Source organism: Streptomyces sp. NPDC046881, from assembly GCF_040645015.1.
Classification (GTDB): Bacteria; Actinomycetota; Actinomycetes; order Streptomycetales; family Streptomycetaceae; genus Streptomyces.
In genome coordinates, this window is sequence record NZ_JBEYXJ010000048.1 from 1 (window position 1) to 23,145 (window position 23,145).

A 23,145-nucleotide genomic window follows, 5' to 3' on the forward strand; every position below is an offset into this window, starting at 1 on the left:
CGGGGGGGGGGGGGGGGGGGGCGGGCGCCCCGCGGGGGGGGGGCCGGCCCCCCCCCCCCCCCCCCCCGGGCCGCCGTACGAGCCGACCGTGCTGTCCGCGCTGCCGGCCGCCCCCGCCGGGTTCACCGGACGCGACCGCGAACTCGCGGCGCTCCTGGAGGGGTTACGGCCACCCGACGGCGCTCCGGCCGCCGACTCGTCCGTCCTGTGGGCTGTGACCGGGCTCGGCGGCATGGGCAAGACGGCTCTCGCACTCCAGGCCGCCCATGTCGCCCGGCGCAACGGCTGGTTCACCGGCGGCACTCTCTTCCTCGATCTCGCGGGCTACGACGACACGCCGGTCACGCCCACACTGGCCGTCGCGGCCCTGCTGTACGCCCTCGGGGTCGGCAACGCCCACCTGCCCTCCGAGGAGATCGACCAGCACGCCCTGTACCTCAGTCGCCTGGCCACCCTCGCCGACCAGGGCAGACGCGTCCTGCTGCTGTTCGACAACGTCTGCGAACCCGGTCAGCTCCCGCCGCTGCTGCCCGGCAGCGCCGAGCACTGCGTCGTCTTCACCTCACGGGAATCCCACCCCTCGCTGCCCGCCCGGGAGCTGTCGCTAGGCCCGCTGTGCCCACAGGACTCCGCCGCGCTCGTCGCCGGGGCACTGCGCCTGCGCGAGGCCGGGGACGACCGGCTGGAACGGGAGGCCGGATCCCTGGGTGAACTGACCGGCCTGTGCGGGCACATGCCGCTGGCCCTCCAGATCGCGGCCGCCCTGCTGCGGCACCGCCGGTCCCGTGGCCGTGTCGCGTCCCTCGTCGCGGAACTCCGCTCAGGAACGGGTGTCACCGACGCGCTGCGCAGCCGGGGCGTCGACCAGTACGGCAGGCCGCTCGCGCTCGCGCCCGTACTGGAGGCCTCCGTGCGCCGGCTGCCCGCCGACCGGGCCCGGGCCCTGTGCCTGCTGGCACAGGTGCCCTGCGCGGACTACGAGACGGACACCGTGGCGGTGATCACCGAACTGACGAAGCGGGCGGCGCTGGACCTGCTCGACGACCTCGCGTGGGCTCATCTGGTGACACGGGAGCAGCCCGACGGGCAGGGCCGGGAACGCTGGGGCATCCACGATCTCGTCCGCGGCCACGCCTCCGTGCTGGGGGAGTCCGACCCGGAACTGGCCGCGGCGGCGCGGGCCGCGCGCACCCGGGTGCGGGAGCACCTGCTGCGGCAGGCGGCACTCTGCGACCGCCATCTGCCCGCCCCGGTGCACGACCCGTCCCCGGCGGCCGTCGCCCGCCGGGACGGCGCCCTGGCCTGGTTCGACAGCGAGCGCGCGAATCTCGTGGCCGCCGTGCAGTGGCCGGACCGGCAGGACCCGGAGGCCCGGGTGGCCCTCGCCCTGCACCTGGCCGGATATCTGCGGTGGCGCCGCTTCTTCGAGGACTGGGTCGCCGTCAGCCGCACCGCCCGCACCCTCGCGCACGATCTGGGGGACGAGCCGGCCGAGGCCAGTGCCTGCAACAACCTGGGCGCCGCGCTGTCCCGTGGCGGACGGCCCGACGAAGCACTCGAACCGCTCACCCGTGCGGCCCGCCTCTTCCGGCGCATCGGGGACGCGAGGGGCGAGGGCATGGCCTGGAACAACCTCGGCCTCGCCCAGCGCCGGGCCGGCAACGTTGCACTGGCCCTCGACACGCACCGCAGGGCCCGGGACCGCTTCCAGGCCCTCGGCGACCGGTGGAACGAGGGCCGTGCCCAGCACAATCTCGGGCTCGCCCTGGACGCGGCGGGCCGGCACACCGAGGCGGCCGCCGCCCTGCACCGCGCCCGTGGCCTGCACCAGGGACGGGACCGCATCTACTACGGCGACTCCCTCAACAGTCTCGGCTGGGCCCTGTTGGCGGCGGACCGGACGGCGGAGGCGATCACCGCCCTGCAGGAGTCGCTGCGCATCCGCCAGGAGTACGACAACTGGTACGCGACCGGCTTGACCGGGTCGAACCTCGCCCTGGCGCTGGAGTCCGCGGGCCGGCACACCGAGGCGGCGCAGGCCCGGGCCCTGGCCGACGAAGCCTGTGCCCGCGCGGGCACCCGAGCCGCCGTCTACGGCCACCACCACTGACCGCCCCGACCCACTGACCGCGCCGGCCCGCCGGCCCGTACGGGCCCACCGGCCGTACGGGCCACCGGCCGAGCCCGCACACCGGCGCCGTCCCCGGCCGTGGGCCGGCGAGGGGCCGCAGCCGTACGGCCCCTGCCCCGCCGTCTCAGCGCTTCTTCGGGTCCAGCAGGCCCGCGCGGCGCAGCGCGTCCGCCATCGCGCTGTTGGCCGGTGCCGGCGCCTGCCGGCCGCCGCGGTCGCCGCCGCCCCGGGCCTGCCGCTGGCCGCCGCCCTGCCGCTGCTGGGGCGGACGGGCCCCGCCGCCGCGCTGCTGCCGGCCGCCGCCCTGGCCCTGCGGTGCCGCCTCGTCGTCCAGCCGCAGCGTCAGCGCGATGCGCTTGCGCGGGATGTCGACGTCGAGCACCTTCACCCTGACGATGTCCCCGGGCTTGACCACGTCGCGCGGGTCCTTGACGAACGTCTTCGACATCGCCGAGACGTGCACCAGGCCGTCCTGGTGGACGCCGACGTCGACGAACGCGCCGAAGGCGGCCACGTTGGTGACCACGCCCTCCAGGACCATCCCGGCGGACAGGTCGGAGATCTTCTCCACGCCCTCCTTGAAGGTGGCCGTCCGGAACGCGGGACGCGGGTCGCGGCCCGGCTTCTCCAGCTCCTTGAGGATGTCGGTGACGGTCGGCAGGCCGAAGGTGTCGTCCACGAAGTCGGCCGGCCGCAGCGAGCGCAGCACGCCCGTGTTGCCGATGAGGGACGCCACCTCCTGGCCCGTGGTCTTCACCATGCGGCGCACCACCGGGTAGGCCTCGGGGTGCACGCTGGAGGCGTCCAGCGGGTCGCCGCCGCGGATGCGCAGGAAGCCCGCGCACTGCTCGTACGCCTTCGGGCCGAGCCGCGCCACCTTCTTCAGCTCGGAGCGGGACGTGAACGGACCGTTCTGGTCCCGGTGCGCGACGATGTTCTCGGCGAGCCCGGCCGAGATGCCCGACACCCGGGCGAGCAGCGGCACGGACGCGGTGTTGACGTCCACGCCGACGCCGTTCACACAGTCCTCGACGACCGCGTCCAGCGAGCGGGACAGCTTCACCTCGGACAGGTCGTGCTGGTACTGGCCGACGCCGATCGACTTCGGGTCGATCTTCACCAGCTCGGCCAGCGGATCCTGGAGCCGGCGGGCGATGGAGACGGCGCCGCGCAGCGAGACGTCCATGTCCGGCAGCTCCTGCGAGGCGTACTGCGAGGCGGAGTACACCGATGCGCCCGCCTCGGACACCATCACCTTGGTGAGCTTCAGCTCCGGGTGCCGGGCGAGGAGTTCGCCGGCGAGCTTGTCGGTCTCGCGGGACGCGGTGCCGTTGCCGATCGCGACCAGCTCGACCGCGTGCTCCTTCGCCAGCCGGGCCAGCTTGGCGAGGGCCTCGTCCCACTTGTTGGCCGGGACGTGCGGGTAGATCACGTCCGTGGCGACGACCTTGCCGGTGGCGTCGACCACGGCGACCTTCACGCCCGTACGGAAACCGGGGTCCAGGCCCAGCGTCGCGCGCGTGCCGGCCGGCGCGGCCAGCAGCAGGTCCCGCAGGTTCGCCGCGAACACGTTGACCGCCTCGTCCTCGGCGGCCGTCCGCAGCCTGAGGCGGATGTCGATCCCGAGGTGGACCAGGATGCGGGTGCGCCAGGCCCAGCGGACGGTGTCCGTCAGCCACTTGTCGGCCGGGCGGCCCCGGTCGGCGATCCCGAACCGGTGGGCGACGATCCCCTCGTACGACGACGGGCCCTCGGTGGCCTCCTCCGGCTCCAGGACGAGGTCCAGGACCTCCTCCTTCTCCCCGCGCAGCATCGCCAGGATCCGGTGCGAGGGCAGCTCGGTGAACGGCTCGGCGAAGTCGAAGTAGTCGGCGAACTTGGCGCCCGCCTCCTCCTTGCCCTCCCGCACCTTGGCGGCCAGCCGCCCGCGCACCCACATGCGCTCGCGCAGCTCGCCGATCAGGTCGGCGTCCTCCGAGAACCGCTCGGTGAGGATCGCCCGCGCGCCCTCCAGCGCGGCCTGCGGGTCGGCGACGCCCTTGCCGGCGTCGACGAACGCGGCGGCGGCCGCCAGCGGTTCGACCGTCGGGTCGCCCAGCAGTCCCTCCGCGAGCGGCTCCAGACCGGCCTCGCGGGCGATCTGCGCCTTGGTGCGCCGCTTGGGCTTGTAGGGGAGGTAGACGTCCTCCAGCCGCGCCTTCGTCTCGGCGCCGCGGATCCGCGCCTCCAGCTCCTCGGTGAGCTTGCCCTGCTCCCGCACCGAGTCCAGGATCGCGGTGCGCCGCTCCTCCAGCTCCCGCAGATAGCGCAGCCGCTCCTCGATGGTGCGCAGCTGCGCGTCGTCGAGCATCTCGGTCGCTTCCTTGCGGTAGCGAGCGATGAAGGGCACCGTGGAACCGCCGTCGAGCAGTTCCACCGCGGCCTTCACCTGCCGCTCCCGTACGCCGAGTTCCTCGGCGATCCTGCCTTCGATGGACCCTGCTCCGAGGGACCCGGGTGTCGTCACGATCCCGTACCGCCTTCTCCACTCAAGGTTGCGCGGCAATTGTGGCAGGTGACACCGACATCCCGGGGATCAGGGCGCACCCGGCGGGGCGCCGGGCCGCTCGCGGGCCCCGGTCCGTCCCGCGCGGCCGGATGGCAGAAAAGGTGGGAAAGACGTCATTGCGGCCATGACCGGGGGCGCGAAGAATCGAGGCATGGCGCAGCGAACCCTCCTCTTCGTCCTCTTCGACGGCGTGCAGAGCCTCGACGTCACCGGCCCGCTGGAAGTGTTCGCCGGCGCCGAGAAGCACACGCCGGGCACCTACCGGGTCCGTACGGCCTCCCTGGACGGCGGCCCGGTGCGCACCTCCTCCGGCCTGACCCTCGTACCGGACGAGGCGCTCACCGCGGCGGCCGACCCGCACACCCTGCTGGTTCCCGGCGGCGAGGGCACCCGCACCCCCGACCCGCGGCTGACCGAGTGGCTGCGCACCCACGGGCCGCGCGCCCCGCGCCTGGTCTCCGTCTGCACGGGCGCCGTCCTGCTCGCCGCCGCCGGGCTCCTCGACGGCCGCCGGGCGACGACCCACTGGGCGTACTGCGGCACACTCGCCCGCGACCACCCGGCCGTCGAGGTGGACCCGGAGCCGATCTACGTCCGGGACGGGCACGTCGCCACCTCGGCCGGGGTGACCTCCGGCATCGACCTGGCCCTCGCCCTGGTCGAGGAGGACCTGGACCGGGACGTCGCCCTCGCGGTCGCCCGGCACCTGGTGGTCTTCCTGCGCCGGCCCGGCAACCAGGCGCAGTTCAGCGCCCAGCTCGCCGCCCAGACCGCGCAGCGGGCACCGCTGCGCGAGGTCCAGCGCTGGATCACCGAGCACCCGGCCGGCGACCTCACGGTCGACTCGCTCGCCGCCAGGGCCCGGCTGTCACCACGGCACTTCGCCCGCGCCTTCCGGGAGGAGACCGGCATGACCCCCGGCCGCTACGTCGACCGGGTCCGCCTGGAACACGCCCGCCGGCTGCTGGAGGACACCCCCGACGGTGTCGAGGAGGTCGCCCGCGCCAGCGGCTACGGCACCCCGGAGGCCATGCGCCGCGCCTTCGTCAAGGCGCTCGGCACGGCTCCGGCCGAATACCGGCGCCGGTTCCGGCCGGCACCCGCCCACTGAGAGGAAGCCGATGCAGATCGCCCTGGTCGTCTACGACCGCTTCACCGCCCTGGACGTCGTGGGACCCTACGAGATCCTCAGCCGGCTGCCGGACGCGCGCGTCGTCTTCGTCGCCGAGCAGGCCGGCCCCGTACGCACGGACACCGGATTCCTCGCCGTCACCGCCGACCAGGCCCTGGACGAGGTGCCCGGACCCGACCTCCTGGTGGTCTCGGGCGGGCCCGGCACCATGGCCCAGATGGAGAACCCGGTCCTGCTGGACTGGCTGCGCGCGGCCGACGCGACGAGCACCTGGACGACATCGGTCTGCTCCGGCTCGCTGCTGCTGGCCGCCGCGGGACTGCTGCGCGGCCGCCGCGCGACCAGCCACTTCACCGCCCTGGACCTGCTGGGGACGTTCGGTGCCGAGCCGACGGGGGAGCGGGTGGTGACCGACGGCAAGTACGTCACCGCCGCCGGGGTCTCCGCCGGCATCGACATGGCGCTCACCCTGGCCGGCCGGATCGCGGGCGACGAACACGCCCGGGCCGTCCAACTGTTGACCGAGTACGACCCCCAGCCGCCCTACGACGCCGGTTCCCCGGACAAGGCGCCCGCGCACCTGGTCGAGGGACTGCGCGCCGGCCGGCTGTTCAGCCTGACGTAGACACGCTCCAGGTGAAGCGCGGCTGCCGGCGCTCCAGGAACGCGGCGACCCCCTCCGCGACGTCGCCGCTGCCGCGCGCCTGCGCCCTCCAGTAGGCGTCGCGGTCGGTGCGGCCGTCGGCGAACTCCTTGGCGGCGGCCTGGGTGAGCTGCGAGCGGGACACCAGCACCCGGGTCAGGTCCGCGACCCGCTTGTCCAGGTCGCCCTCGGGCAGCACCTCGTCCACCAGGCCGGTGCGCAGCGCCCGGTCGGCGTCGAACAACTCGCCGGTGAACAGCAGGTACTTGGCCGTGGCCGGACCGACCAGCGAGACCAGCCGGCGGGTCGAGGAGGCCGGGTAGACGACGCCGAGCTTCGCCGGTGTCACCCCGAACAGCGCCCCCTCCTCGGCCAGCCGCAGGTCACAGGCCGCCGCGAGCTGTGCCCCGCCGCCCACGCAGTGCCCGCGCACCGCGGCCAGGGTCGGCTTGGGGAACGCGGCCAGGGCCTCCTCGGCCGCGACCGCGAGGGCCGGCGCCTCCTCCGGCGAGCCCCGCAGCGTGGAGATGTCGGCGCCCGCGCAGAAGGTGCCGCCCTCGCCGGTCAGCACCAGCGCCCGTACCCCGCCGTCGCGGGCCAGCGCGTCCAGCAGCGGGGGCAGGGCCCGCCACATCGCGGTCGTCATGGCGTTGCGCTTGGCGGGATGGCGGATCACCACGGTGGCGACGGAGTCGGTGACCTGGTGGGACAGCTGGGGCTCCATGCGGGGATCGTATCGTCGGCCTCGTACAACCCGACTAGTTCGCGAACCGGCGCCCGGGGAACAGGAACAGTCCCCACCGCGACCAGGTCATGCGGAGTCGGTCAGAAACCGTTCGATACCCGCCGACTTGTGTTCAGGTATCCGGGCCTGAGCGCATCGTTCCCAACACTCGACGTGTGGTGACAATCGAGCGCGAGGGTGGCGACCGGACGATGGACGACCATGGGCGCGGGGACGGCCCGCGCCCAGCGGGGGACGGCGCCGAACGGCCGCCGGACCCCCTGCCGTACGAAGGTGTCTGGCGGTTCACCGCGGCCGCGGTGGACGCCTCGGTCCCGCAGGCCCGGCACGCGGTGCGGGACCTGCTGCTGCGCCAGGGCGTGCCGGTCTCCGACGACCTGGTGCACGGCCTGCTGCTGATCGTCTCCGAACTGGTCACCAACGCGGTCCGGCACGCGGCGCTGCTGTCGCCGGTGCTCGCCGTGGAGGTGGCCGTCGGAGCCGAGTGGGTACGGGTGTCCGTGGAGGACAACCACCCCTACCGCCCCACCGCCCTGGAGGCCGACCACGGCCAGACCGGCGGCCGGGGACTGCTCCTGGTGCGCGAGGTGGCCCGGGAGGCGGGCGGGGTGGTCGACGTGGAGCACACCGCGAGCGGCGGCAAGGTGATCTGGGCCGCCCTGCCGCTCAAGCCCGCCGCACTGCCGTGACGCCTACCAGCCCGCGGACGGGCCCGTCAGTTCCCTGATCGCCGGACGGGCCGCGTCCAGGACGGTCATGAACCAGGCCGAGAACGGGTCCCGGGCATGCCGCTCGGCCAGCTCGGCCGCCGTCACGAAGGCGGTCCGGGCGACCTCCTCCGGGTCCGGCCCGAGCGGCGCCTGCACCAGGCCGACGAACAGGTGGTTGAACTCCTGCTCCACCAGGCCCGAGGCGGGGTCCGGGTGGTTGTACCGGACCGTGCCGGCCTCCGCGAGCAGCGACGGCGACACGCCCAGCTCCTCGTACGTGCGCCGGGACGCCGCCGCGAACGGGGCCTCGCCCGGGTACGGGTGACCGCAGCAGGTGTTGGACCACACACCGGGGGAGTGGTACTTGCCGAGCGCCCGCTGCTGGAGCAGCAGCCGGCCCTGCTCGTCGAAGAGGAACACCGAGAACGCCCGGTGCAGCTGCCCGGGCGGCTGATGGGCGGCGAGCTTCTCCGCCGTACCGGTCGTCACACCCTTCTCGTCGACCAGTTCCAGCAAAATCGCCTCTGCGGTGCCCTCCGACGAGCTGTGCGTCGCGGTGGCAGGTGTGATCGGCATACCCATCCTTCGCCTCGGTCTTCGCACCCCAAGTCTGCCGTACGAATCCGGCACTCCCGGCACGTCCACGGGGTGGCGCGCGGCGCGGCACCGGGAGTCGGACCCGGTAGATCATCGTGCCCGGCGTCCGGCGCGGGGAACCGTCCGGGGATGCGTCGAACGGGAGTGCGGTCGGTCAGTGGCACAGCCGTGCTTCGTGCTCCGCGTGGCCGCCCGGCTCCAGCTGGAAGGTGCAGTGCTCCACGTCGAAGTGGTGTCCGATGCAGCCCTGCAGCTCGTGCAGCATCTTCTCGTGCCCGATGGCGTTCAGCGCCTCGGAGCTGACCACCACGTGCGCCGACAGCACCGGCATGCCCGAGGTGATCGTCCAGGCGTGCAGGTCGTGGACGTCCTCCACGCCGTCCAGCGCCAGGATGTGCGCCCGGACCTCCGCCATGTCGACCCCCTTGGGGGCCGCCTCCAGCAGCACGTCCAGCGTCTCGCGCAGCAGCTTCAGCGTCCGCGGCACGATCATCAGCCCGATGACCAGCGAGGCGACCGGGTCCGCCGCCTGCCAGCCGGTGGCCAGGATCACGGCCGCCGAGATCAGCACCGCCACCGAGCCCAGCGCGTCCGCCGCCACCTCCAGGAAGGCGCCGCGCACGTTCAGACTCTCCTTCTGGCCGCGCATCAGCAGGACCAGCGAGACGGAGTTCGCGACCAGGCCGACGAGGCCGAACACGACCATCAGGCCGCCCCGGGTCGCCGCGGGCTCCACGAACCGCTGCACCGCCTCGTACAGGACGTATCCGCCGACCCCGAGCAGCAGCAGGCAGTTGGCCAGGGCCGCGAGGATCTCGGCGCGGGCGTAGCCGAAGGTGCGGTTGGTGCTCGCCGGGCGGTTCGCGAAGTGCACGGCGACCAGCGCCATGCCGAGGCCCACCGCGTCGGTCGCCATGTGGGCCGCGTCCGCGATCAGCGCGAGCGAGTCCGCGACCAGACCGCCGGCGATCTCGACCACCATGACGGTCAGCGTGATGCCGAGCGCGATCCGCAGCCGGCCCCGGTACGCGGCCGTGGCCGTACCCGGAGCCGGCGCGTGGGAGTGCGCGTGCCCGTGGTCGTGCCCTGCCCCCATGACTACCGCCTTCCGTGTGCCTGCCCGGAGGCCAGTGAACTATGGGGCGGGGGTACGGGGCAACGCGGCACTGAACACCGTTGTCATGTGCCGTGACCTGCGGAAACGTTCCGCAGGTCAGCGCGGTCCCGGCTCACCGGCCGTGGTGCAGCCGCCAGCCCGCCCACGCCGACTCGACCATCTCCCGCACCCCGCGCCGGGCCCGCCAGCCCAGCTCCTCGGCGGCCCGCTCGGCCGAGGCCACCGCGCGCGGCGCGTCACCGGGACGCCGGCCCTCCACCACGGGCGCCCGGCGGTCCCCGGTGACCTCCCCGACGACCGAGATCAGCTCGCGCACCGAGACGCCCTCGCCGCGGCCGATGTTCAGCGTCAGATCGCCGGCCGCGTCCCCGCCGGCCAGCCGCCGGGCCGCCGCCAGGTGGGCGTCCGCGAGGTCGGCGACGTGGATGTAGTCCCGCACACAGGTGCCGTCCGGCGTCGGATAGTCGTCGCCGAAGATGCGCGGGGCCTCGTTCCGGGTGAGCCGGTCGAAGACCATCGGCACGATGTTGAACACGCCCGTGTCCGCCAGCTCCGGCGCCGCCGCGCCCGCCACGTTGAAATAGCGCAGACAGACCGTCGAGATCCCGTGCGCCCGGCCCGCCGCCCGCACCAGCCACTCCCCGGCCAGCTTGGTCTCGCCGTACGGGTTCACCGGGGCGCACGGGGTGTCCTCGGTGATCAGGTCCACGTCCGGGTTGCCGTACACGGCCGCCGACGAGGAGAACAGCAGCCGGCCGACGCCCGCCTCGGCGACCGCGTCCAGCAGGGTGGCCAGACCGCCCACGTTCTCCCGGTAGTAGCGGGTGGGCTGCGCCACCGACTCCGCGACCTGCTTGCGCGCCGCGAGATGGACCACGCCCGTCACGCCGTACTCCGCGAAGACCCGCTTCAGCAGGTCCCCGTCCAGCGTCGAGCCCCGGACCAGCGGCACCTCGGCCGGCAACCGCTCGGGCACGGCGGCCGACAGGTCGTCCAGCGCCACGACGCTCTCCCCGGCGCCCGCCATGGCCCGTGCCACATGCGCCCCGATGTATCCGGCTCCGCCGGTGATCAGCCACGTCATGGTCGTCCACCCTATGCCGAGCCGTCCGGTGTCCCGGTTGCCCGGGTCTGCCCCATCGGTTTGTGGGCCGGGCCCCCGATCCCCGATGATGATCGCGGCAAAGGCCGGGGCAGCCCCCGAGGACCGGGCCGTGAACGGCCGGTGAACACGGCCCCCGGCCCATCCGATAGCCTCTGCCGACATGCCGCCCGGGTGCCGCAGGCAGGGGCGCCCCACCACGCAGACGACCGGCGCCCGTGCGCCGGCACCCAGGGAGTGAGTTCGGTTGTCGACCGCCATCGTCACCGGTCAGCCGGTCCCCGGATCGTCACTGGAGGACGATCTGCGGTCCCTCGGCTTCGAGGTGCGGGTGGCGGCCGGCGCCGCCGAGACCGAGTCCCTGCTCGCCGCCGTGCCGGCCGACCGCCGCGTGGCCCTGGTCGACGCCCGCTTCGTCGGCCACCCGCACGCGCTGCGGCTCGGCCTGACCGACCCGCGCTTCCCGCTCGCCGCCGTGCCCGGCGCCGTCACCGCCCAGCCCGCCGCCCGGCAGGCGCTCACCCGGGCCGTGGCCCGCGAGACCTCCGCCGACGGCGGCACCACCCAGGCCGGCGGCGCCCCCGCGCTCGCCGTGGACAGCCTCGCCGACCGCGTCGCCACCGCGCTCGACGCCGACGGCGGCGCCGTGCACCGGCCCGAGCTCGGCAGCCTGGTCGCCACGGTCCCGGCCGACCCGCAGGCCCGCAACGAGGCCCGGCAGGCCGTGGCCGCCGTCGACGACGAGGCGGTTCGCCTGAAGTCGGCCGTGAAGTCCCGCGACGGCTTCTTCACCACGTTCTTCATCAGCCCGTACTCGCGCTACCTCGCCCGCTGGTGCGCCCGCCGCGGCCTGACCCCGAACCAGGTCACCACGGCCTCGCTGCTCACCGCGCTGATAGCGGCGGGCTGCGCGGCGACCGGCACCCGCGGCGGCTTCGTCGCGGCCGGTGTGCTGCTGATCGCCTCCTTCGTCCTGGACTGCACCGACGGCCAGCTCGCCCGCTACGCCCTGAAGTACTCCACCCTCGGCGCCTGGCTCGACGCCACCTTCGACCGGGCCAAGGAGTACGCCTACTACGCCGGCCTCGCGCTCGGCGCGGCCCGCGGCGGCGACGACGTGTGGGCCCTCGCCCTCGGCGCGATGATCCTGCAGACCTGCCGGCACGTGGTCGACTTCTCCTTCAACGAGGCCAACCACGACGCCACCGCCAACACCAGCCCCACCGCCGCCCTCTCCGACCGGCTCGACAGCGTCGGCTGGACGGTCTGGCTGCGCCGCATGATCGTGCTGCCGATCGGCGAGCGCTGGGCGATGATCGCGGTCCTCACCGCGGCGACCACCCCGCGGATCACCTTCTACGTCCTGCTCGCCGGCTGCGCCTTCGCCGCCACGTACACGACCGCGGGCCGGGTGCTGCGCTCCCTGACCCGCAAGGCGCGGCGGACCGACCGGGCCGCACAGGCCCTCGCCGACCTCGCCGACTCGGGACCGCTCGCCGGGGCCGTGCGGCGCGTGGCCGGCAAGGGGCTGCCCGGACTCGCCGTACCCGCCGTCGCCCTGCTCGGCGGCGCCGCGGTGACGGCCGCCTCGGCCCTCACGGACTTCGGCGGCCTGCTGCCGGTCGCCGGCGCCGCCGTGTACGTCCTCACCTCGGCCCTCGCCGTCGCCCGCCCCCTCAAGGGCGCCCTCGACTGGCTGGTCCCGCCCTTCTTCCGGGCCGCCGAGTACGGCACGGTGCTCGCCCTGGCCGGCAAAGCCGGGGTGAACGGGGCGCTTCCTGCGGCTTTCGGCCTGGTGGCGGCCGTCGCCTACCATCACTACGACACGGTGTACCGCATCCGCGGCAACGCCGGAGCGCCGCCGGCCCGGCTGGTGCGCGCCATCGGGGGGCACGAGGGGCGGACCCTGCTCGTCACCGTCCTCGCCGCGCTGCTCACCGCCGCGCAGTTCAAGGCCGCGCTCACGGTCCTCGCCGTGGCCGTCGCCCTGGTGGTGCTCGTCGAGAGCATCCGCTTCTGGGTGTCCGCCGGGGCGCCCGCTGTACACGACGAAGGAGAAACCGCATGATCGGCCTCGTGCTCGCGGCCGGCGCCGGACGGCGTCTGCGCCCCTACACCGACAGCCTGCCGAAGGCGCTGGTGCCGGTGGGGCCCGCGGGCATAGAGGACTCGATCACGGTGCTGGACCTGACGCTCGGCAACTTCGCCGAGATCGGGCTGACCGAGGTCGCGATCATCGTCGGCTACCGCAAGGAGGCCGTCTACGAGCGCAAGGCGGCCCTGGAGGCCAAGTACGGCCTCAAGCTCACCCTCATCGACAACGACAAGGCCGAGGAGTGGAACAACGCCTACTCCCTGTGGTGCGGCCGTGACGCCCTCAAGGACGGCGTGATCCTCGCCAACGGCGACACCGTGCACCCGGTCTCCGTCGAGAAGACCCTGCTCGCCGCCCGCGGCGACGGCAAGAAGATCATCCTCGCCCTGGACACGGTGAAGAACCTGGCCGACGAGGAGATGAAGGTCGTCGTCGACCCCGACAAGGGCATGACGAGGATCACCAAGCTGATGGACCCGGCCGAGGCCACCGGCGAGTACATCGGCGTCACCCTGATCGAGGGCGACGCCGCGCCGGAGCTGGCCGACGCGCTGAAGACGGTCTGGGAGACCGACCCGCAGCAGTTCTACGAGCACGGCTACCAGGAACTCGTCAACCGGGGCTTCCGCATCGACGTGGCGCCGATCGGCGACGTCAAGTGGGTCGAGATCGACAACCACGACGATCTCGCCCGTGGACGGGAGATCGCGTGCCAGTACTGACCCGGCTCATCCCCTCGCCGGTCGTCGTGGACATCCGCCCGGGTGCCCTCGACGACCTGGGCTGCGTCCTGGCCGACGAGCGCATCTCCCAGTCGGGCCGGCTGGCCATCGCCGTCAGCGGCGGCTCCGGCGCCCGGCTGCGCGAACGGATCGCCCCCTCGCTGCCCGGCGCCAGCTGGTACGAGGTCGGCGGCGGCACCATCGACGACGCGGTGCGGCTGGCGAGCGACATAAAGGCCGGCCACTACGACGCGGTCGTCGGCCTCGGCGGCGGGAAGATCATCGACTGCGCCAAGTTCGCGGCGGCCCGGGTGGGCCTGCCGCTGGTCGCGGTCGCCACCAACCTCGCGCACGACGGCCTGTGCTCCCCGGTGGCGACCCTGGACAACGACGCGGGCCGCGGCTCGTACGGCGTGCCCAACCCGATCGCGGTCATCATCGACCTCGACGTGATCCGCGAGGCACCCGTCCGGTTCGTCCGCTCCGGTATCGGCGACGCCGTCTCCAACATCTCCGCGGTCGCGGACTGGGAGCTGGCCAACCGGGTCAACGGCGAGAAGATCGACGGCCTGGCCGCCGCCATGGCCCGCCAGGCCGGCGAGGCGGTGCTCCGGCACCCCGGCGGAGTCGGCGACGACGGCTTCCTCCAGGTGCTCGCCGAGGCGCTGGTGCTCACCGGCATCGCCATGTCCGTGTCGGGCGACTCCCGCCCGTCCTCCGGTGCCTGCCACGAGATCAACCACGCCTTCGACCTGCTCTACCCCAAGCGCGCCGCCGCCCACGGCGAGCAGTGCGGCCTCGGTGCCGCCTTCGCCATGTACCTGCGCGGCGCCCACGAGGAGTCGGCGTACATGGCCGAGGTGCTGCGCCGGCACGGGCTTCCGGTGCTGCCGGACGAGATCGGTTTCACCGTGGACGAGTTCGTCCGCGCGGTGGAGTTCGCCCCCGAGACCCGGCCCGGCCGCTACACGATCCTCGAACACCTCGACCTCAAGACGAACCAGATCAAGGACATCTACGCCGACTATGTCAAGGCCATCGGTAGCTGAACTCCGTCCGGTCGTCCACCCCGCGGGGGTGAAGGACCGGCGCAGCGGTGAGCACTGGGCGGGACGCCTCTACATGCGCGAGGTGTCCCTGCGCGTCGACCGCTACCTGGTGAACACCAGGGTCACGCCGAACCAGCTCACGTACCTGATGACCGTCTGCGGGGTGCTCGCGGCCCCGGCCCTGCTGGTGCCGGGGATCGTGGGCGCCGTGCTCGGCGTGGTCGCCACCCAGCTGTACCTGCTGCTGGACTGCGTCGACGGCGAGATCGCCCGCTGGAAGAAGCAGTACTCGCTCGCCGGGGTCTACCTGGACCGCGTCGGCGCCTACCTTACCGACGCGGCCGTCCTCGTCGGCCTCGGCCTGCGCGCCGCCGACCTGTGGGGCCCCGGCCGGATCGACTGGCTGTGGGCCTTCCTCGGCACCCTCGCCGCGCTCGGCGCCATCCTGATCAAGGCCGAGACCGACCTGGTCGGCGTCGCCCGCCACCAGACCGGCAAGCCCCCGGTGCAGGAGGCCGCCTCCGAGCTGCGCTCCTCCGGCATGGCGCTGGCCCGCCGGGCCGCGGCGGCGCTGAAGTTCCACCGGCTGATCCTCGGCATCGAGGCCTCGCTGCTCATCCTGGTGCTCGCGATCGCGGACCAGGCCCGCGGCGACCTGTTCTTCACCCGCCTCGGTACGGCCGTCCTCGCGGGCATCGCCCTGCTGCAGACGCTGCTGCACCTGGTGTCCATCCTCGCCTCCAGCAGGCTGAAGTGAGCGCGCCCATGAAGGTCGGCGCCGTCATCATCACGATGGGCAACCGGCCCGAGGAACTGCGGGCCCTGCTGGACTCCGTCGCCAAGCAGGACGGCGACCCGGTCGAGGTGGTCGTCGTCGGCAACGGCTCGCCCGTCCCGGACGTCCCCGAGGGCGTCCGGACCGTGGAGCTGCCCGAGAACCTGGGCATCCCCGGCGGGCGCAACGTCGGCATAGAGGCCTTCGGGCCCGGCGGCCGCGACGTCGACATCCTGCTCTTCCTCGACGACGACGGCCTGCTCGCCCGGCACGACACCGCCGAGCTGTGCCGCGAGGCCTTCGCGGCCGACCCGGAGCTGGGCATCATCAGCTTCCGCATCGCCGACCCCGACACCGGCGAGACCCAGCGCCGGCACGTGCCCAGGCTGCGCGCCTCCGACCCGATGCGCTCCTCCCGGGTCACCACCTTCCTCGGCGGCGCCAACGCCGTCCGCACCCGCGTCCTCGCCGAGGTCGGCGGACTCCCGGACGAGTTCTTCTACGCCCACGAGGAGACCGACCTGGCCTGGCGGGCCCTCGACGCCGGCTGGATGATCGACTACCGGTCCGACATGGTGCTGTACCACCCGACGACCGCGCCCTCGCGGCACGCGGTCTACCACCGCATGGTCGCCCGCAACCGGGTCTGGCTCGCCCGCCGCAACCTCCCCGCCCTCCTGGTGCCGGTCTACCTGGGCGTCTGGCTGCTGCTCACCCTGCTCCGCCGTCCCTCGGGGCCGGCCCTGAAGGCATGGTTCGGCGGTTTCCGGGAAGGCTGGACCACGCCCTGCGGCCCGCGCCGCCCGATGCGCTGGCGTACCGTGTGGCGGCTCACCCGACTGGGCCGTCCCCCGGTCATCTGACAAGCTCGTCCCCGTGCGCCGGTGCGCCCGCGCAGGGCAGGACGCACGCGAACGCGAACCCGAAGACGAAAGTTTCCACACCTGTGAGTGAGACCACGCACGACGGCACGGTCGCGGTGACCGCGGCCCCGTCGCCCGACGAGGGACTGACGGCGGCCGAGCTCGCCGCCAAGTACGGCCTCTCCGTGAGCGGCGCCCGGCCCTCGCTCGTGGAGTACGTCCGTCAGCTCTGGGGACGCCGCCACTTCATCCTCGCCTTCTCCCAGGCGAAGCTGACCGCCCAGTACAGCCAGGCCAAGCTCGGCCAGCTCTGGCAGGTGGCCACGCCGCTGCTGAACGCGGCCGTGTACTTCTTCATCTTCGGGCTGATCCTGCACGCCAGCCGCGGCATGTCCCGGGACGTGTACATCCCGTTCCTGGTGACCGGCGTGTTCGTGTTCACCTTCACCCAGAGTTCGGTGATGTCCGGCGTCCGCGCGATCTCCGGCAACCTCGGCCTGGTGCGCGCCCTGCACTTCCCGCGCGCCTCGCTGCCCGTCTCCTTCTCGCTCCAGCAGCTCCAGCAGCTGCTGTTCTCGATGATCGTGCTGTTCGTCGTGGCGATCGGCTTCGGCAGCTACCCGGGCCCGTCCTGGCTGCTGATCGTGCCGGTGCTGGTGCTGCAGTTCCTGTTCAACACCGGTCTGGCGCTGATCGTGGCCCGCATGGGCGCCAAGACGCCGGACCTCGCGCAGCTGATGCCGTTCGTGCTGCGGACCTGGATGTACGCCTCCGGCGTGATGTTCTCCATCCCGGTCATGCTGCAGGACAAGCCCCACTGGATCGCGACGGTCCTGCAGTGGAACCCGGCCGCCGTCTACATGGACCTGATGCGCTTCGCCCTGATCGACGGCTACGGTTCCGGGAACCTGCCCGACCACGTCTGGGCCGTGGCCGGCGGCTGGGCCGTGCTCTTCGCCGTGGGCGGTTTCGTGTACTTCTGGAAGGCGGAGGAGCGGTACGGCCGTGGCTGAGCAGAACATCCAGGATCGCCGTCCGACGGTCATCGCGGACGACCTGCACATCGTCTACCGGGTCAACGGCGCCAAGACCGGCAAGGGCAGCGCGACGGCGGCCCTGAGCCGGATCCTCAGGCGGGGCTCCGGCGACGCGGCGCGCGGGGTGCGCAAGGTGCACGCCGTGCGCGGTGTGTCCTTCGTCGCCTACCGCGGCGAGGCCATCGGTCTGATCGGCTCCAACGGCTCCGGCAAGTCCACCCTGCTGCGCGCCATCGCCGGTCTGCTGCCCGCGGAGGAGGGCAAGGTCTACACCGACGGCCAGCCCTCCCTGCTGGGCGTGAACGCGGCCCTGATGAACGACCTCACGGGCGAGCGGAACATCATCCTGGGCGGTCTCGCCATGGGCATGTCCCGGGAGCAGATCAAGGAGCGCTACCAGGACATCGTCGACTTCTCGGGCATCAACGAGAAGGGCGACTTCATCACCCTGCCGATGCGCACGTACTCCTCCGGCATGGCGGCGCGCCTGCGCTTCTCCATCGCCGCAGCCAAGGACCACGACGTCCTCATGATCGACGAGGCGCTGGCCACCGGCGACCGCAAGTTCCAGAAGCGCTCCGAGGAGCGCATCCGGGAACTGCGCAAGGAGGCCGGAACGGTTTTCCTGGTCAGTCACAACAACAAGTCCATCCGCGACACCTGCAACCGCGTGCTGTGGCTGGAGCGCGGCGAACTGCGCATGGACGGTCCGACCGACGAGGTCCTGAAGGAGTACGAGAAGTTCACGGGCAAGTGACGCGTTTCGGCCAGGGCCCCGCCGGAATTCCTCCGGCGGGGCCCTGCGTCTGCAAAGGAAGCGTCAACTCGGCCTGGCGGAAGGAATCTTGGAGCCAATCGGTGTGTTGTTGTGATGTGCAGGACACCCCGACGGTCCGTGCCGCGTTGTACAACGTAAGCTGTACCGGTGCCGGAAAGCGGCAAGTGGGGCGATAATGCGCGACACCCTGCGACGGGACGGCCCCGCGCAGTGCGGGGCGGCGTGTCCGAAATAGTGTGTATTGGGTCGGCAGTGTAGAACGGGAGATGTGACGGCAATGGCTACGGAAACTCCCCTGCTCAGCGCAGCGTGTGCCGTCCCCGCCCCGGGCAGCTCCCGATGACGGCCACCGGCACGGCGCCCGACCTGGAACGCGCCACGCTGGACAAGGCCGCGGGCGAGAACTTCCCCGTGGCCCCGTTCTTCCTTCCCAGGGCCTGGCGCGAGGACCTCATGGCCGTCTACGGCTTCGCCCGCCTCGTGGACGACATCGGCGACGGCGACCTCGCCCCCGGTGGCACCGACGCCCGGCTGCTCGGCGTGCCGCCCGCCGCGGCCGCGGACCGGCTGGTTCTCCTCGACGCCTTCGAGGCCGACCTGCGCCGCGTCTTCGGCGGCACCCCGCGCCACCCGCTGCTGCGCCGCCTGCAGCCCACCGTCCGCCGCCGCGCCCTCACCCCCGAGCCGTTCCTCGGGCTGATCGCCGCCAACCGCCAGGACCAGCTCGTCACCCGGTACGAGACCTACGACGACCTCCTCGCCTACTGCGAGCTGTCCGCCAACCCCGTCGGCCGCCTCGTCCTCGCCGTCACCGGTACCTCCACGCCCGAGCGGATCCGGCTGTCCGACGCGGTCTGCACGGCGCTGCAGATCGTGGAGCACCTCCAGGACGTCGCCGAGGACCTCGGCCGCGACCGGATCTACCTCCCCGCCGCCGACATGAAGCGCTTCCACGTCCAGGAGGCGGACCTCGCCGCGAAAACCGCGAGCGCATCGGTGCGCGCCCTGGTTGCATATGAAGCACAACGCGCACGCGATCTGCTGAATGAAGGCGCCCCCCTGGTGGGTAGCGTCCACGGAAGGCTGAAGCTGCTGCTCGCGGGGTTCGTGGCGGGAGGAAGGGCGGCGATCCGGGCGATCGCCGCCGCCGAATACGACGTACTTCCCGGCCCGCCCAGACCCGGCAAGGTCCAGTTGCTGCGTGAGGTGGGCGTGATCCTGCGAGGAGAGAGGTGATCCGGACCGTGGAGTCTCCGCCGCACGTGTCCGCGCCGGTACTCGCCGCCTACAGCTACTGCGAGGTCGTGACCGGGCAGCAGGCCCGCAACTTCGCGTACGGCATCCGGCTGCTGCCGACGGCCAAGCGCCGCGCCATGTCGGCGCTGTACGCGTTCTCCCGGCGCGTGGACGACATCGGCGACGGCGACCTGGCCGGCGAGGTCAAGCTGGCGCGCCTGGAGGACACCCGGGCGCTGCTCGCCCGGATCCGCGAGGGCGGCGTCGAGGAGGACGACACCGACCCGGTGGCCGTCGCCCTCAGCCACGCCGCGGACGCCTTCCCGATCCCGCTCGGCGGCCTCGACGAGCTGATCGACGGCGTCCAGATGGACGTACGCGGGGAGACCTACGAGACCTGGGACGACCTGAAGGTGTACTGCCGGTGTGTCGCCGGTGCCATCGGCCGCCTCTCGCTCGGCGTGTTCGGCACCGAACCGGGAGCCCGCGGCGCCGAGCGCGCGGCCGAGTACGCCGACACGCTGGGCCTCGCCCTGCAGCTCACCAACATCCTGCGGGACGTCCGCGAGGACGCGGCGGGCGGCCGTACCTACCTGCCCGCCGACGACCTCGCCAAGTTCGGCTGCTCGGCCGGCTTCCACGGGCCGACCCCGCCGGAGGGCTCCGACTTCGCCGGCCTCGTCCACTTCGAAGTGCGACGCGCCCGGGCCCTGTTCGCCGAGGGCTACCGGCTGCTGCCCATGCTGGACCGGCGCAGCGGCGCCTGCGTGGCCGCGATGGCCGGCATCTACCGCCGGCTGCTGGACCGCATCGAGCGCGACCCGGAGGCCGTGCTGCGCGGCCGGGTCTCGCTGCCCGGCCACGAGAAGGCCTACGTCGCCGTGCGCGGCCTGTCCGGGCTCGACACCCGGCACGTGGCCCGCCCCGTCTCCCGGCGCTCCGTGCGGAGGCGCGCCTGATGCAGCGCACCGCACCAGAGCCGGCCGGACCGGACGGCATGCGACAGGCAACCCTTCCCCGCGGCGTGGCGTCCCTGACTCCGACGGCCGGGCGTGCACCGTTCAACCAGCACACGCGCGCCCTGAGGAGGCGCGAGGCGCTGCCGGACATGCGGCCGGCCCGCGGACGGCCCACGGCCCCTCCCGGCCCGGCCCGCGGAACGCTCGCGCACGGAGGGAAGGACGCACGATGAGCGACGGCTCACCCCCCGCACCGGTGCGGTCCGGCACCGCGCGCACGGCAGGCCGCAGCGCGGTCGTGGTCGGCGGCGGCCTCGCCGGGGTCACCGCGGCGCTCGCCCTCGCCGACGCGGGCGTCCGGGTCACCCTGCTCGAAGGCAGGCCCAGGCTGGGCGGCCTCGCCTTCTCCTTCCAGCGCGGCGGACTGACCGTCGACAACGGCCAGCACGTGTACCTGCGCTGCTGCACCGCCTACCGCTGGTTCCTCGACCGGATCGAGGCCACGGCGCTGGCACCGCTGCAGGACCGCCTGGACGTGCCCGTCGTCGACGTCGCCAAGCCCGAGGGACGGCGGCTCGGCAGGCTGCGGCGCGACCCGCTGCCCGTCCCCCTCCACCTGGGGCGCAGCCTGGCCGCCTATCCGCACCTCTCGCTCGCCGAGCGCGCTGCCGTCGGGCGGGCCGCGCTCGCGCTGAAGGGGCTCGACCTCGCCGATCCGGCCCTGGACACCCAGGACTTCGGCAGCTGGCTGGCCGCGCACGGCCAGTCGGCCCGCGCCGTCGAGGCCCTGTGGGACCTGGTCGGCGTCGCCACTCTCAACGCGGTCGCGGGCGACGCCTCGCTGGGGCTCGCCGCGATGGTGTTCAAGACCGGTCTGCTGTCCGACCCGGGAGCGGCCGACATCGGCTGGGCCCGCGTCCCGCTGGGCGAACTGCACGACCGGCTGGCCCGCAAGGCGCTCGACTCCGCGGGCGTGCGTACCGAGGTCCGTACACGCGTCACCTCCGTCTCCCTCAACGAGAACGGGACGTGGAGCGTTCAGGTTCCCGGCGAGAATCTGGAAACCGACGCGGTCGTCCTCGCCGTACCCCAGCGCGAGGCCCACGACCTGCTGCCGCCCGGCGCCCTCGACGCGCCCGAGCGGCTGCTGGAGATCGGCACCGCGCCGATCCTCAACGTCCACGTGGTCTACGACCGCCCGGTGCTCGCGCGGCCCTTCTTCGCCGCGCTCGGCACCCCCGTGCAGTGGGTGTTCGACCGCACCCACGCCTCCGGGCTGCGCACGGGACAGTACCTCGCGCTGTCGCAGTCGGCCGCGCAGGACGAGATCGACACCCCGGTCGCCGAGCTGCGCGAGCGCTACCTGCCCGAGCTGGCACGTCTCATCCCGGGCACGCGCGCGGCCGTGGTCGAGGACTTCTTCGTGACCCGGGAGCGCACCGCGACGTTCGCCCCCACCCCCGGCGTCGGGCGGCTGCGGCCCGGCGCCCGCACCAAGGCCCCCGGCCTGTACCTGGCCGGAGCGTGGACCGCCACCGGGTGGCCCGCGACCATGGAGAGTGCGGTCCGCAGCGGAGTGAGCGCGGCCGACGCCGCCCTCGGCACCCTGGGCCGGCCCCGCCCCCGCCACCTCTTCGCATGCGAGGAGGCGGCCTGATGCCCGATCAGCAGGCGGCACGCCCCCGCACCCCCGGTACCGCAACAAGAGGAGAGACTGTGCCCACTGTGCCCCCGGCCTCGACGCCCGCTCCACGGGCCGCGGTGGACGTCACCGCGCTGCTGGAGCGCGGCCGGACCCTGGCCACACCGGTGCTGCGCGCGGCCGTCGACCGCCTGGCGCCTCCCATGGACACCGTCGCCGCCTACCACTTCGGCTGGATCGACGCCGCCGGCAACCCCGCCGACGGCGACGGCGGCAAGGCCGTCCGCCCCGCGCTCGCCGTGCTCTCCGCCGAGGTCACCGGCGCCGCACCCGAGGTGGGCGTCCCGGGCGCGGTCGCCGTCGAACTCGTGCACAACTTCTCGCTGCTGCACGACGACCTGATGGACGGCGACGAGCAGCGCCGGCACCGCGACACCGTCTGGAAGGTGCACGGCCCCGCCCAGGCCATCCTGGTCGGCGACGCGCTGTTCGCCCTCGCCGGCGAGGTCCTGCTGGAACTCGGCACCGTCGAGGCCGGCCGCGCCACCCGCCGCCTGACCACCGCCACCCGTGCCCTGATCGACGGCCAGGCCCAGGACATCTCCTACGAGCACCGCGACCGGGTCAGCGTCGAGGAGTGCCTGGAGATGGAGGGCAACAAGACCGGCGCCCTGCTCGCCTGCGCCTCCTCCATCGGCGCGGTCCTCGGCGGCGCGGACGACGCCACCGCCGACGCGCTGGAACGGTACGGCTACCACCTCGGCCTCGCCTTCCAGGCCGTGGACGACCTGCTCGGCATCTGGGGCGACCCGGAGGCCACCGGCAAGCAGACCTGGAGCGACCTGCGCCAGCGCAAGAAGTCCCTGCCGGTGGTGGCCGCCCTCGCGGCCGGCGGCCCCGCCTCCGAGCAGCTCGGCGAGATCCTCGCCGCCGACGCCAAGAGCAGCGACTTCGAGAACTTCTCCGAGGAGGAGTTCGCGGCCCGCGCCGCGCTCATCGAGGAGGCCGGCGGCCGTGCCTGGACGGCCGAGGAAGCGCGCCGCCAGCACGCCATCGCCATCGAGGCCCTCGACGCCGTCGACATGCCCGACCGGGTGCGGGACTCCTTCGCGGCGCTCGCGGACTTCGTCGTCGTACGAAAGAGATGATCAGTATTGGCTGGATAAGCCTCGCGTAGTCGCCGGCCGGTGCCGAAGGGTCCAGGGCACCGGCCGACGGCGGACCCACAGCAGCACGACTCGCACGACTGCACGAAGGGGAAGCC

21 protein-coding genes are annotated in these 23,145 nt (G+C 73.3%); 16 read left to right on the forward strand and 5 right to left on the reverse strand.

Annotated elements, in window-relative coordinates; all coding sequences use genetic code 11:
* Positions 1-88 precede the first annotated feature (88 nt).
* Positions 89-2,110 carry a tetratricopeptide repeat protein gene (locus ABZ923_RS22585; protein ID WP_361474685.1) on the forward strand — a complete coding sequence of 674 codons (2,022 nt, stop codon included), beginning with the start codon at positions 89-91 and terminating at the stop codon, positions 2,108-2,110.
* A gap of 145 nt (positions 2,111-2,255) precedes the next feature.
* Here ABZ923_RS22585 and ABZ923_RS22590 read toward each other — a convergent pair whose 3' ends face one another.
* The gene (locus ABZ923_RS22590; protein WP_361474687.1) at positions 2,256-4,637 is read right to left on the reverse strand and encodes a Tex family protein; all 2,382 of its coding nucleotides are present in this window, start codon (positions 4,635-4,637) and stop codon (positions 2,256-2,258) included.
* A gap of 193 nt (positions 4,638-4,830) precedes the next feature.
* Between ABZ923_RS22590 and ABZ923_RS22595 the strand changes: the two genes are divergently transcribed.
* Positions 4,831-5,790, forward strand: coding sequence for a GlxA family transcriptional regulator (locus tag ABZ923_RS22595; protein ID WP_361474689.1), 960 nt, complete (start codon positions 4,831-4,833; stop codon positions 5,788-5,790).
* 10 nt (positions 5,791-5,800) lie between these two features.
* Positions 5,801-6,436: a DJ-1/PfpI family protein gene (locus ABZ923_RS22600; RefSeq protein WP_361474691.1), complete on the forward strand. Its 636-nt coding sequence runs from the start codon at positions 5,801-5,803 to the stop codon at positions 6,434-6,436.
* Here ABZ923_RS22600 and ABZ923_RS22605 read toward each other — a convergent pair.
* Complete coding sequence (locus ABZ923_RS22605) at positions 6,423-7,178, reverse strand: enoyl-CoA hydratase/isomerase family protein (protein ID WP_361474693.1); 756 nt, start codon at positions 7,176-7,178, stop codon at positions 6,423-6,425. The two genes, ABZ923_RS22600 and ABZ923_RS22605, sit on opposite strands and share 14 nt — an antisense overlap.
* 212 nt (positions 7,179-7,390) lie before the next feature.
* Between ABZ923_RS22605 and ABZ923_RS22610 the strand changes: the two genes are divergently transcribed.
* Complete coding sequence (locus tag ABZ923_RS22610) at positions 7,391-7,888, forward strand: ATP-binding protein (RefSeq protein ID WP_361474789.1); 498 nt, start codon at positions 7,391-7,393, stop codon at positions 7,886-7,888.
* Positions 7,889-7,891: 3 nt separating this feature from the next.
* Here ABZ923_RS22610 and idi read toward each other — a convergent pair whose 3' ends face one another.
* From idi to galE, 3 genes are all read right to left on the reverse strand, one after another.
* Positions 7,892-8,485: an isopentenyl-diphosphate Delta-isomerase gene (gene idi, locus ABZ923_RS22615; RefSeq protein WP_361474695.1), complete on the reverse strand. Its 594-nt coding sequence runs from the start codon at positions 8,483-8,485 to the stop codon at positions 7,892-7,894.
* 175 nt (positions 8,486-8,660) lie between these two features.
* Positions 8,661-9,602 (reverse strand): cation diffusion facilitator family transporter, encoded by a 942-nt coding sequence (locus ABZ923_RS22620; RefSeq protein WP_361474697.1) that lies wholly within the window; start codon positions 9,600-9,602, stop codon positions 8,661-8,663.
* A 133-nt stretch (positions 9,603-9,735) separates the two neighbouring features.
* On the reverse strand, positions 9,736-10,707 hold the full coding sequence (gene galE, locus ABZ923_RS22625) for a UDP-glucose 4-epimerase GalE (RefSeq protein WP_361474699.1): 972 nt from the start codon (positions 10,705-10,707) through the stop codon (positions 9,736-9,738).
* Positions 10,708-10,972: 265 nt separating this feature from the next.
* Between galE and ABZ923_RS22630 the strand changes: the two genes are divergently transcribed.
* The 12 genes from ABZ923_RS22630 (at position 10,973) to ABZ923_RS22685 (ending at position 23,029) form a co-directional block, all read left to right on the forward strand.
* Positions 10,973-12,793: a DUF5941 domain-containing protein gene (locus ABZ923_RS22630; protein ID WP_361474701.1), complete on the forward strand. Its 1,821-nt coding sequence runs from the start codon at positions 10,973-10,975 to the stop codon at positions 12,791-12,793.
* Positions 12,790-13,542: a phosphocholine cytidylyltransferase family protein gene (locus tag ABZ923_RS22635; protein WP_361474703.1), complete on the forward strand. Its 753-nt coding sequence runs from the start codon at positions 12,790-12,792 to the stop codon at positions 13,540-13,542. Before ABZ923_RS22630 ends, ABZ923_RS22635 begins: the two co-directional genes overlap by 4 nt.
* Positions 13,530-14,591, forward strand: a complete 1,062-nt coding sequence (locus tag ABZ923_RS22640) for an iron-containing alcohol dehydrogenase family protein (protein WP_361474705.1) — start codon at positions 13,530-13,532, stop codon at positions 14,589-14,591. Before ABZ923_RS22635 ends, ABZ923_RS22640 begins: the two co-directional genes overlap by 13 nt.
* The gene (locus ABZ923_RS22645) at positions 14,569-15,348 is read left to right on the forward strand and encodes a CDP-alcohol phosphatidyltransferase family protein (protein WP_361474707.1); all 780 of its coding nucleotides are present in this window, start codon (positions 14,569-14,571) and stop codon (positions 15,346-15,348) included. Before ABZ923_RS22640 ends, ABZ923_RS22645 begins: the two co-directional genes overlap by 23 nt.
* 8 nt (positions 15,349-15,356) lie before the next feature.
* On the forward strand, positions 15,357-16,229 hold the full coding sequence (locus ABZ923_RS22650; RefSeq protein ID WP_361474791.1) for a glycosyltransferase: 873 nt from the start codon (positions 15,357-15,359) through the stop codon (positions 16,227-16,229).
* Between the two features lie 83 nt (positions 16,230-16,312).
* Positions 16,313-17,242: an ABC transporter permease gene (locus ABZ923_RS22655; RefSeq protein ID WP_361474709.1), complete on the forward strand. Its 930-nt coding sequence runs from the start codon at positions 16,313-16,315 to the stop codon at positions 17,240-17,242.
* Complete coding sequence (locus ABZ923_RS22660) at positions 17,235-18,023, forward strand: ABC transporter ATP-binding protein (RefSeq protein ID WP_361474711.1); 789 nt, start codon at positions 17,235-17,237, stop codon at positions 18,021-18,023. The genes ABZ923_RS22655 and ABZ923_RS22660 overlap by 8 nt, the downstream gene beginning before the upstream one ends.
* A 360-nt stretch (positions 18,024-18,383) precedes the next feature.
* Positions 18,384-19,280, forward strand: coding sequence for a squalene synthase HpnC (hpnC, locus tag ABZ923_RS22665; RefSeq protein WP_361474713.1), 897 nt, complete (start codon positions 18,384-18,386; stop codon positions 19,278-19,280).
* Entirely contained in the window at positions 19,277-20,239 is a 963-nt protein-coding gene (gene hpnD / locus ABZ923_RS22670; RefSeq protein WP_361474715.1) for a presqualene diphosphate synthase HpnD, read from the forward strand. The genes hpnC and hpnD overlap by 4 nt, the downstream gene beginning before the upstream one ends.
* A 38-nt stretch (positions 20,240-20,277) precedes the next feature.
* On the forward strand, positions 20,278-20,472 hold the full coding sequence (locus ABZ923_RS22675; RefSeq protein ID WP_361474717.1) for a DUF6380 family protein: 195 nt from the start codon (positions 20,278-20,280) through the stop codon (positions 20,470-20,472).
* Positions 20,469-21,896, forward strand: a complete 1,428-nt coding sequence (hpnE, locus tag ABZ923_RS22680) for a hydroxysqualene dehydroxylase HpnE (RefSeq protein WP_361474719.1) — start codon at positions 20,469-20,471, stop codon at positions 21,894-21,896. Before ABZ923_RS22675 ends, hpnE begins: the two co-directional genes overlap by 4 nt.
* Entirely contained in the window at positions 21,896-23,029 is a 1,134-nt protein-coding gene (locus ABZ923_RS22685) for a polyprenyl synthetase family protein (RefSeq protein WP_361474721.1), read from the forward strand. The genes hpnE and ABZ923_RS22685 overlap by 1 nt, the downstream gene beginning before the upstream one ends.
* The last annotated feature ends 116 nt before the right edge of the window (positions 23,030-23,145 follow it).

Excerpts from the sequence above, each read along its gene's own strand:
- ABZ923_RS22595 (WP_361474689.1), top strand. The coding sequence starts at position 4,831 with ATGGCGCAGCGAACCCTCCTCTTCGTCCTCTTCGACGGCGTGCAGAGC.
- ABZ923_RS22600 (WP_361474691.1), top strand. The coding sequence starts at position 5,801 with ATGCAGATCGCCCTGGTCGTCTACGACCGCTTCACCGCCCTGGACGTC.
- ABZ923_RS22605 (WP_361474693.1), bottom strand. The coding sequence starts at position 7,178 with ATGGAGCCCCAGCTGTCCCACCAGGTCACCGACTCCGTCGCCACCGTG.
- ABZ923_RS22610 (WP_361474789.1), top strand. The coding sequence starts at position 7,391 with ATGGACGACCATGGGCGCGGGGACGGCCCGCGCCCAGCGGGGGACGGC.
- idi (WP_361474695.1), bottom strand. The coding sequence starts at position 8,485 with ATGCCGATCACACCTGCCACCGCGACGCACAGCTCGTCGGAGGGCACC.
- ABZ923_RS22620 (WP_361474697.1), bottom strand. The coding sequence starts at position 9,602 with ATGGGGGCAGGGCACGACCACGGGCACGCGCACTCCCACGCGCCGGCT.
- galE (WP_361474699.1), bottom strand. The coding sequence starts at position 10,707 with ATGACGTGGCTGATCACCGGCGGAGCCGGATACATCGGGGCGCATGTG.
- ABZ923_RS22635 (WP_361474703.1), top strand. The coding sequence starts at position 12,790 with ATGATCGGCCTCGTGCTCGCGGCCGGCGCCGGACGGCGTCTGCGCCCC.
- ABZ923_RS22645 (WP_361474707.1), top strand. The coding sequence starts at position 14,569 with ATGTCAAGGCCATCGGTAGCTGAACTCCGTCCGGTCGTCCACCCCGCG.
- ABZ923_RS22650 (WP_361474791.1), top strand. The coding sequence starts at position 15,357 with ATGAAGGTCGGCGCCGTCATCATCACGATGGGCAACCGGCCCGAGGAA.
- hpnC (WP_361474713.1), top strand. The coding sequence starts at position 18,384 with ATGACGGCCACCGGCACGGCGCCCGACCTGGAACGCGCCACGCTGGAC.
- ABZ923_RS22675 (WP_361474717.1), top strand. The coding sequence starts at position 20,278 with ATGCGACAGGCAACCCTTCCCCGCGGCGTGGCGTCCCTGACTCCGACG.
- hpnE (WP_361474719.1), top strand. The coding sequence starts at position 20,469 with ATGAGCGACGGCTCACCCCCCGCACCGGTGCGGTCCGGCACCGCGCGC.
- ABZ923_RS22685 (WP_361474721.1), top strand. The coding sequence starts at position 21,896 with ATGCCCGATCAGCAGGCGGCACGCCCCCGCACCCCCGGTACCGCAACA.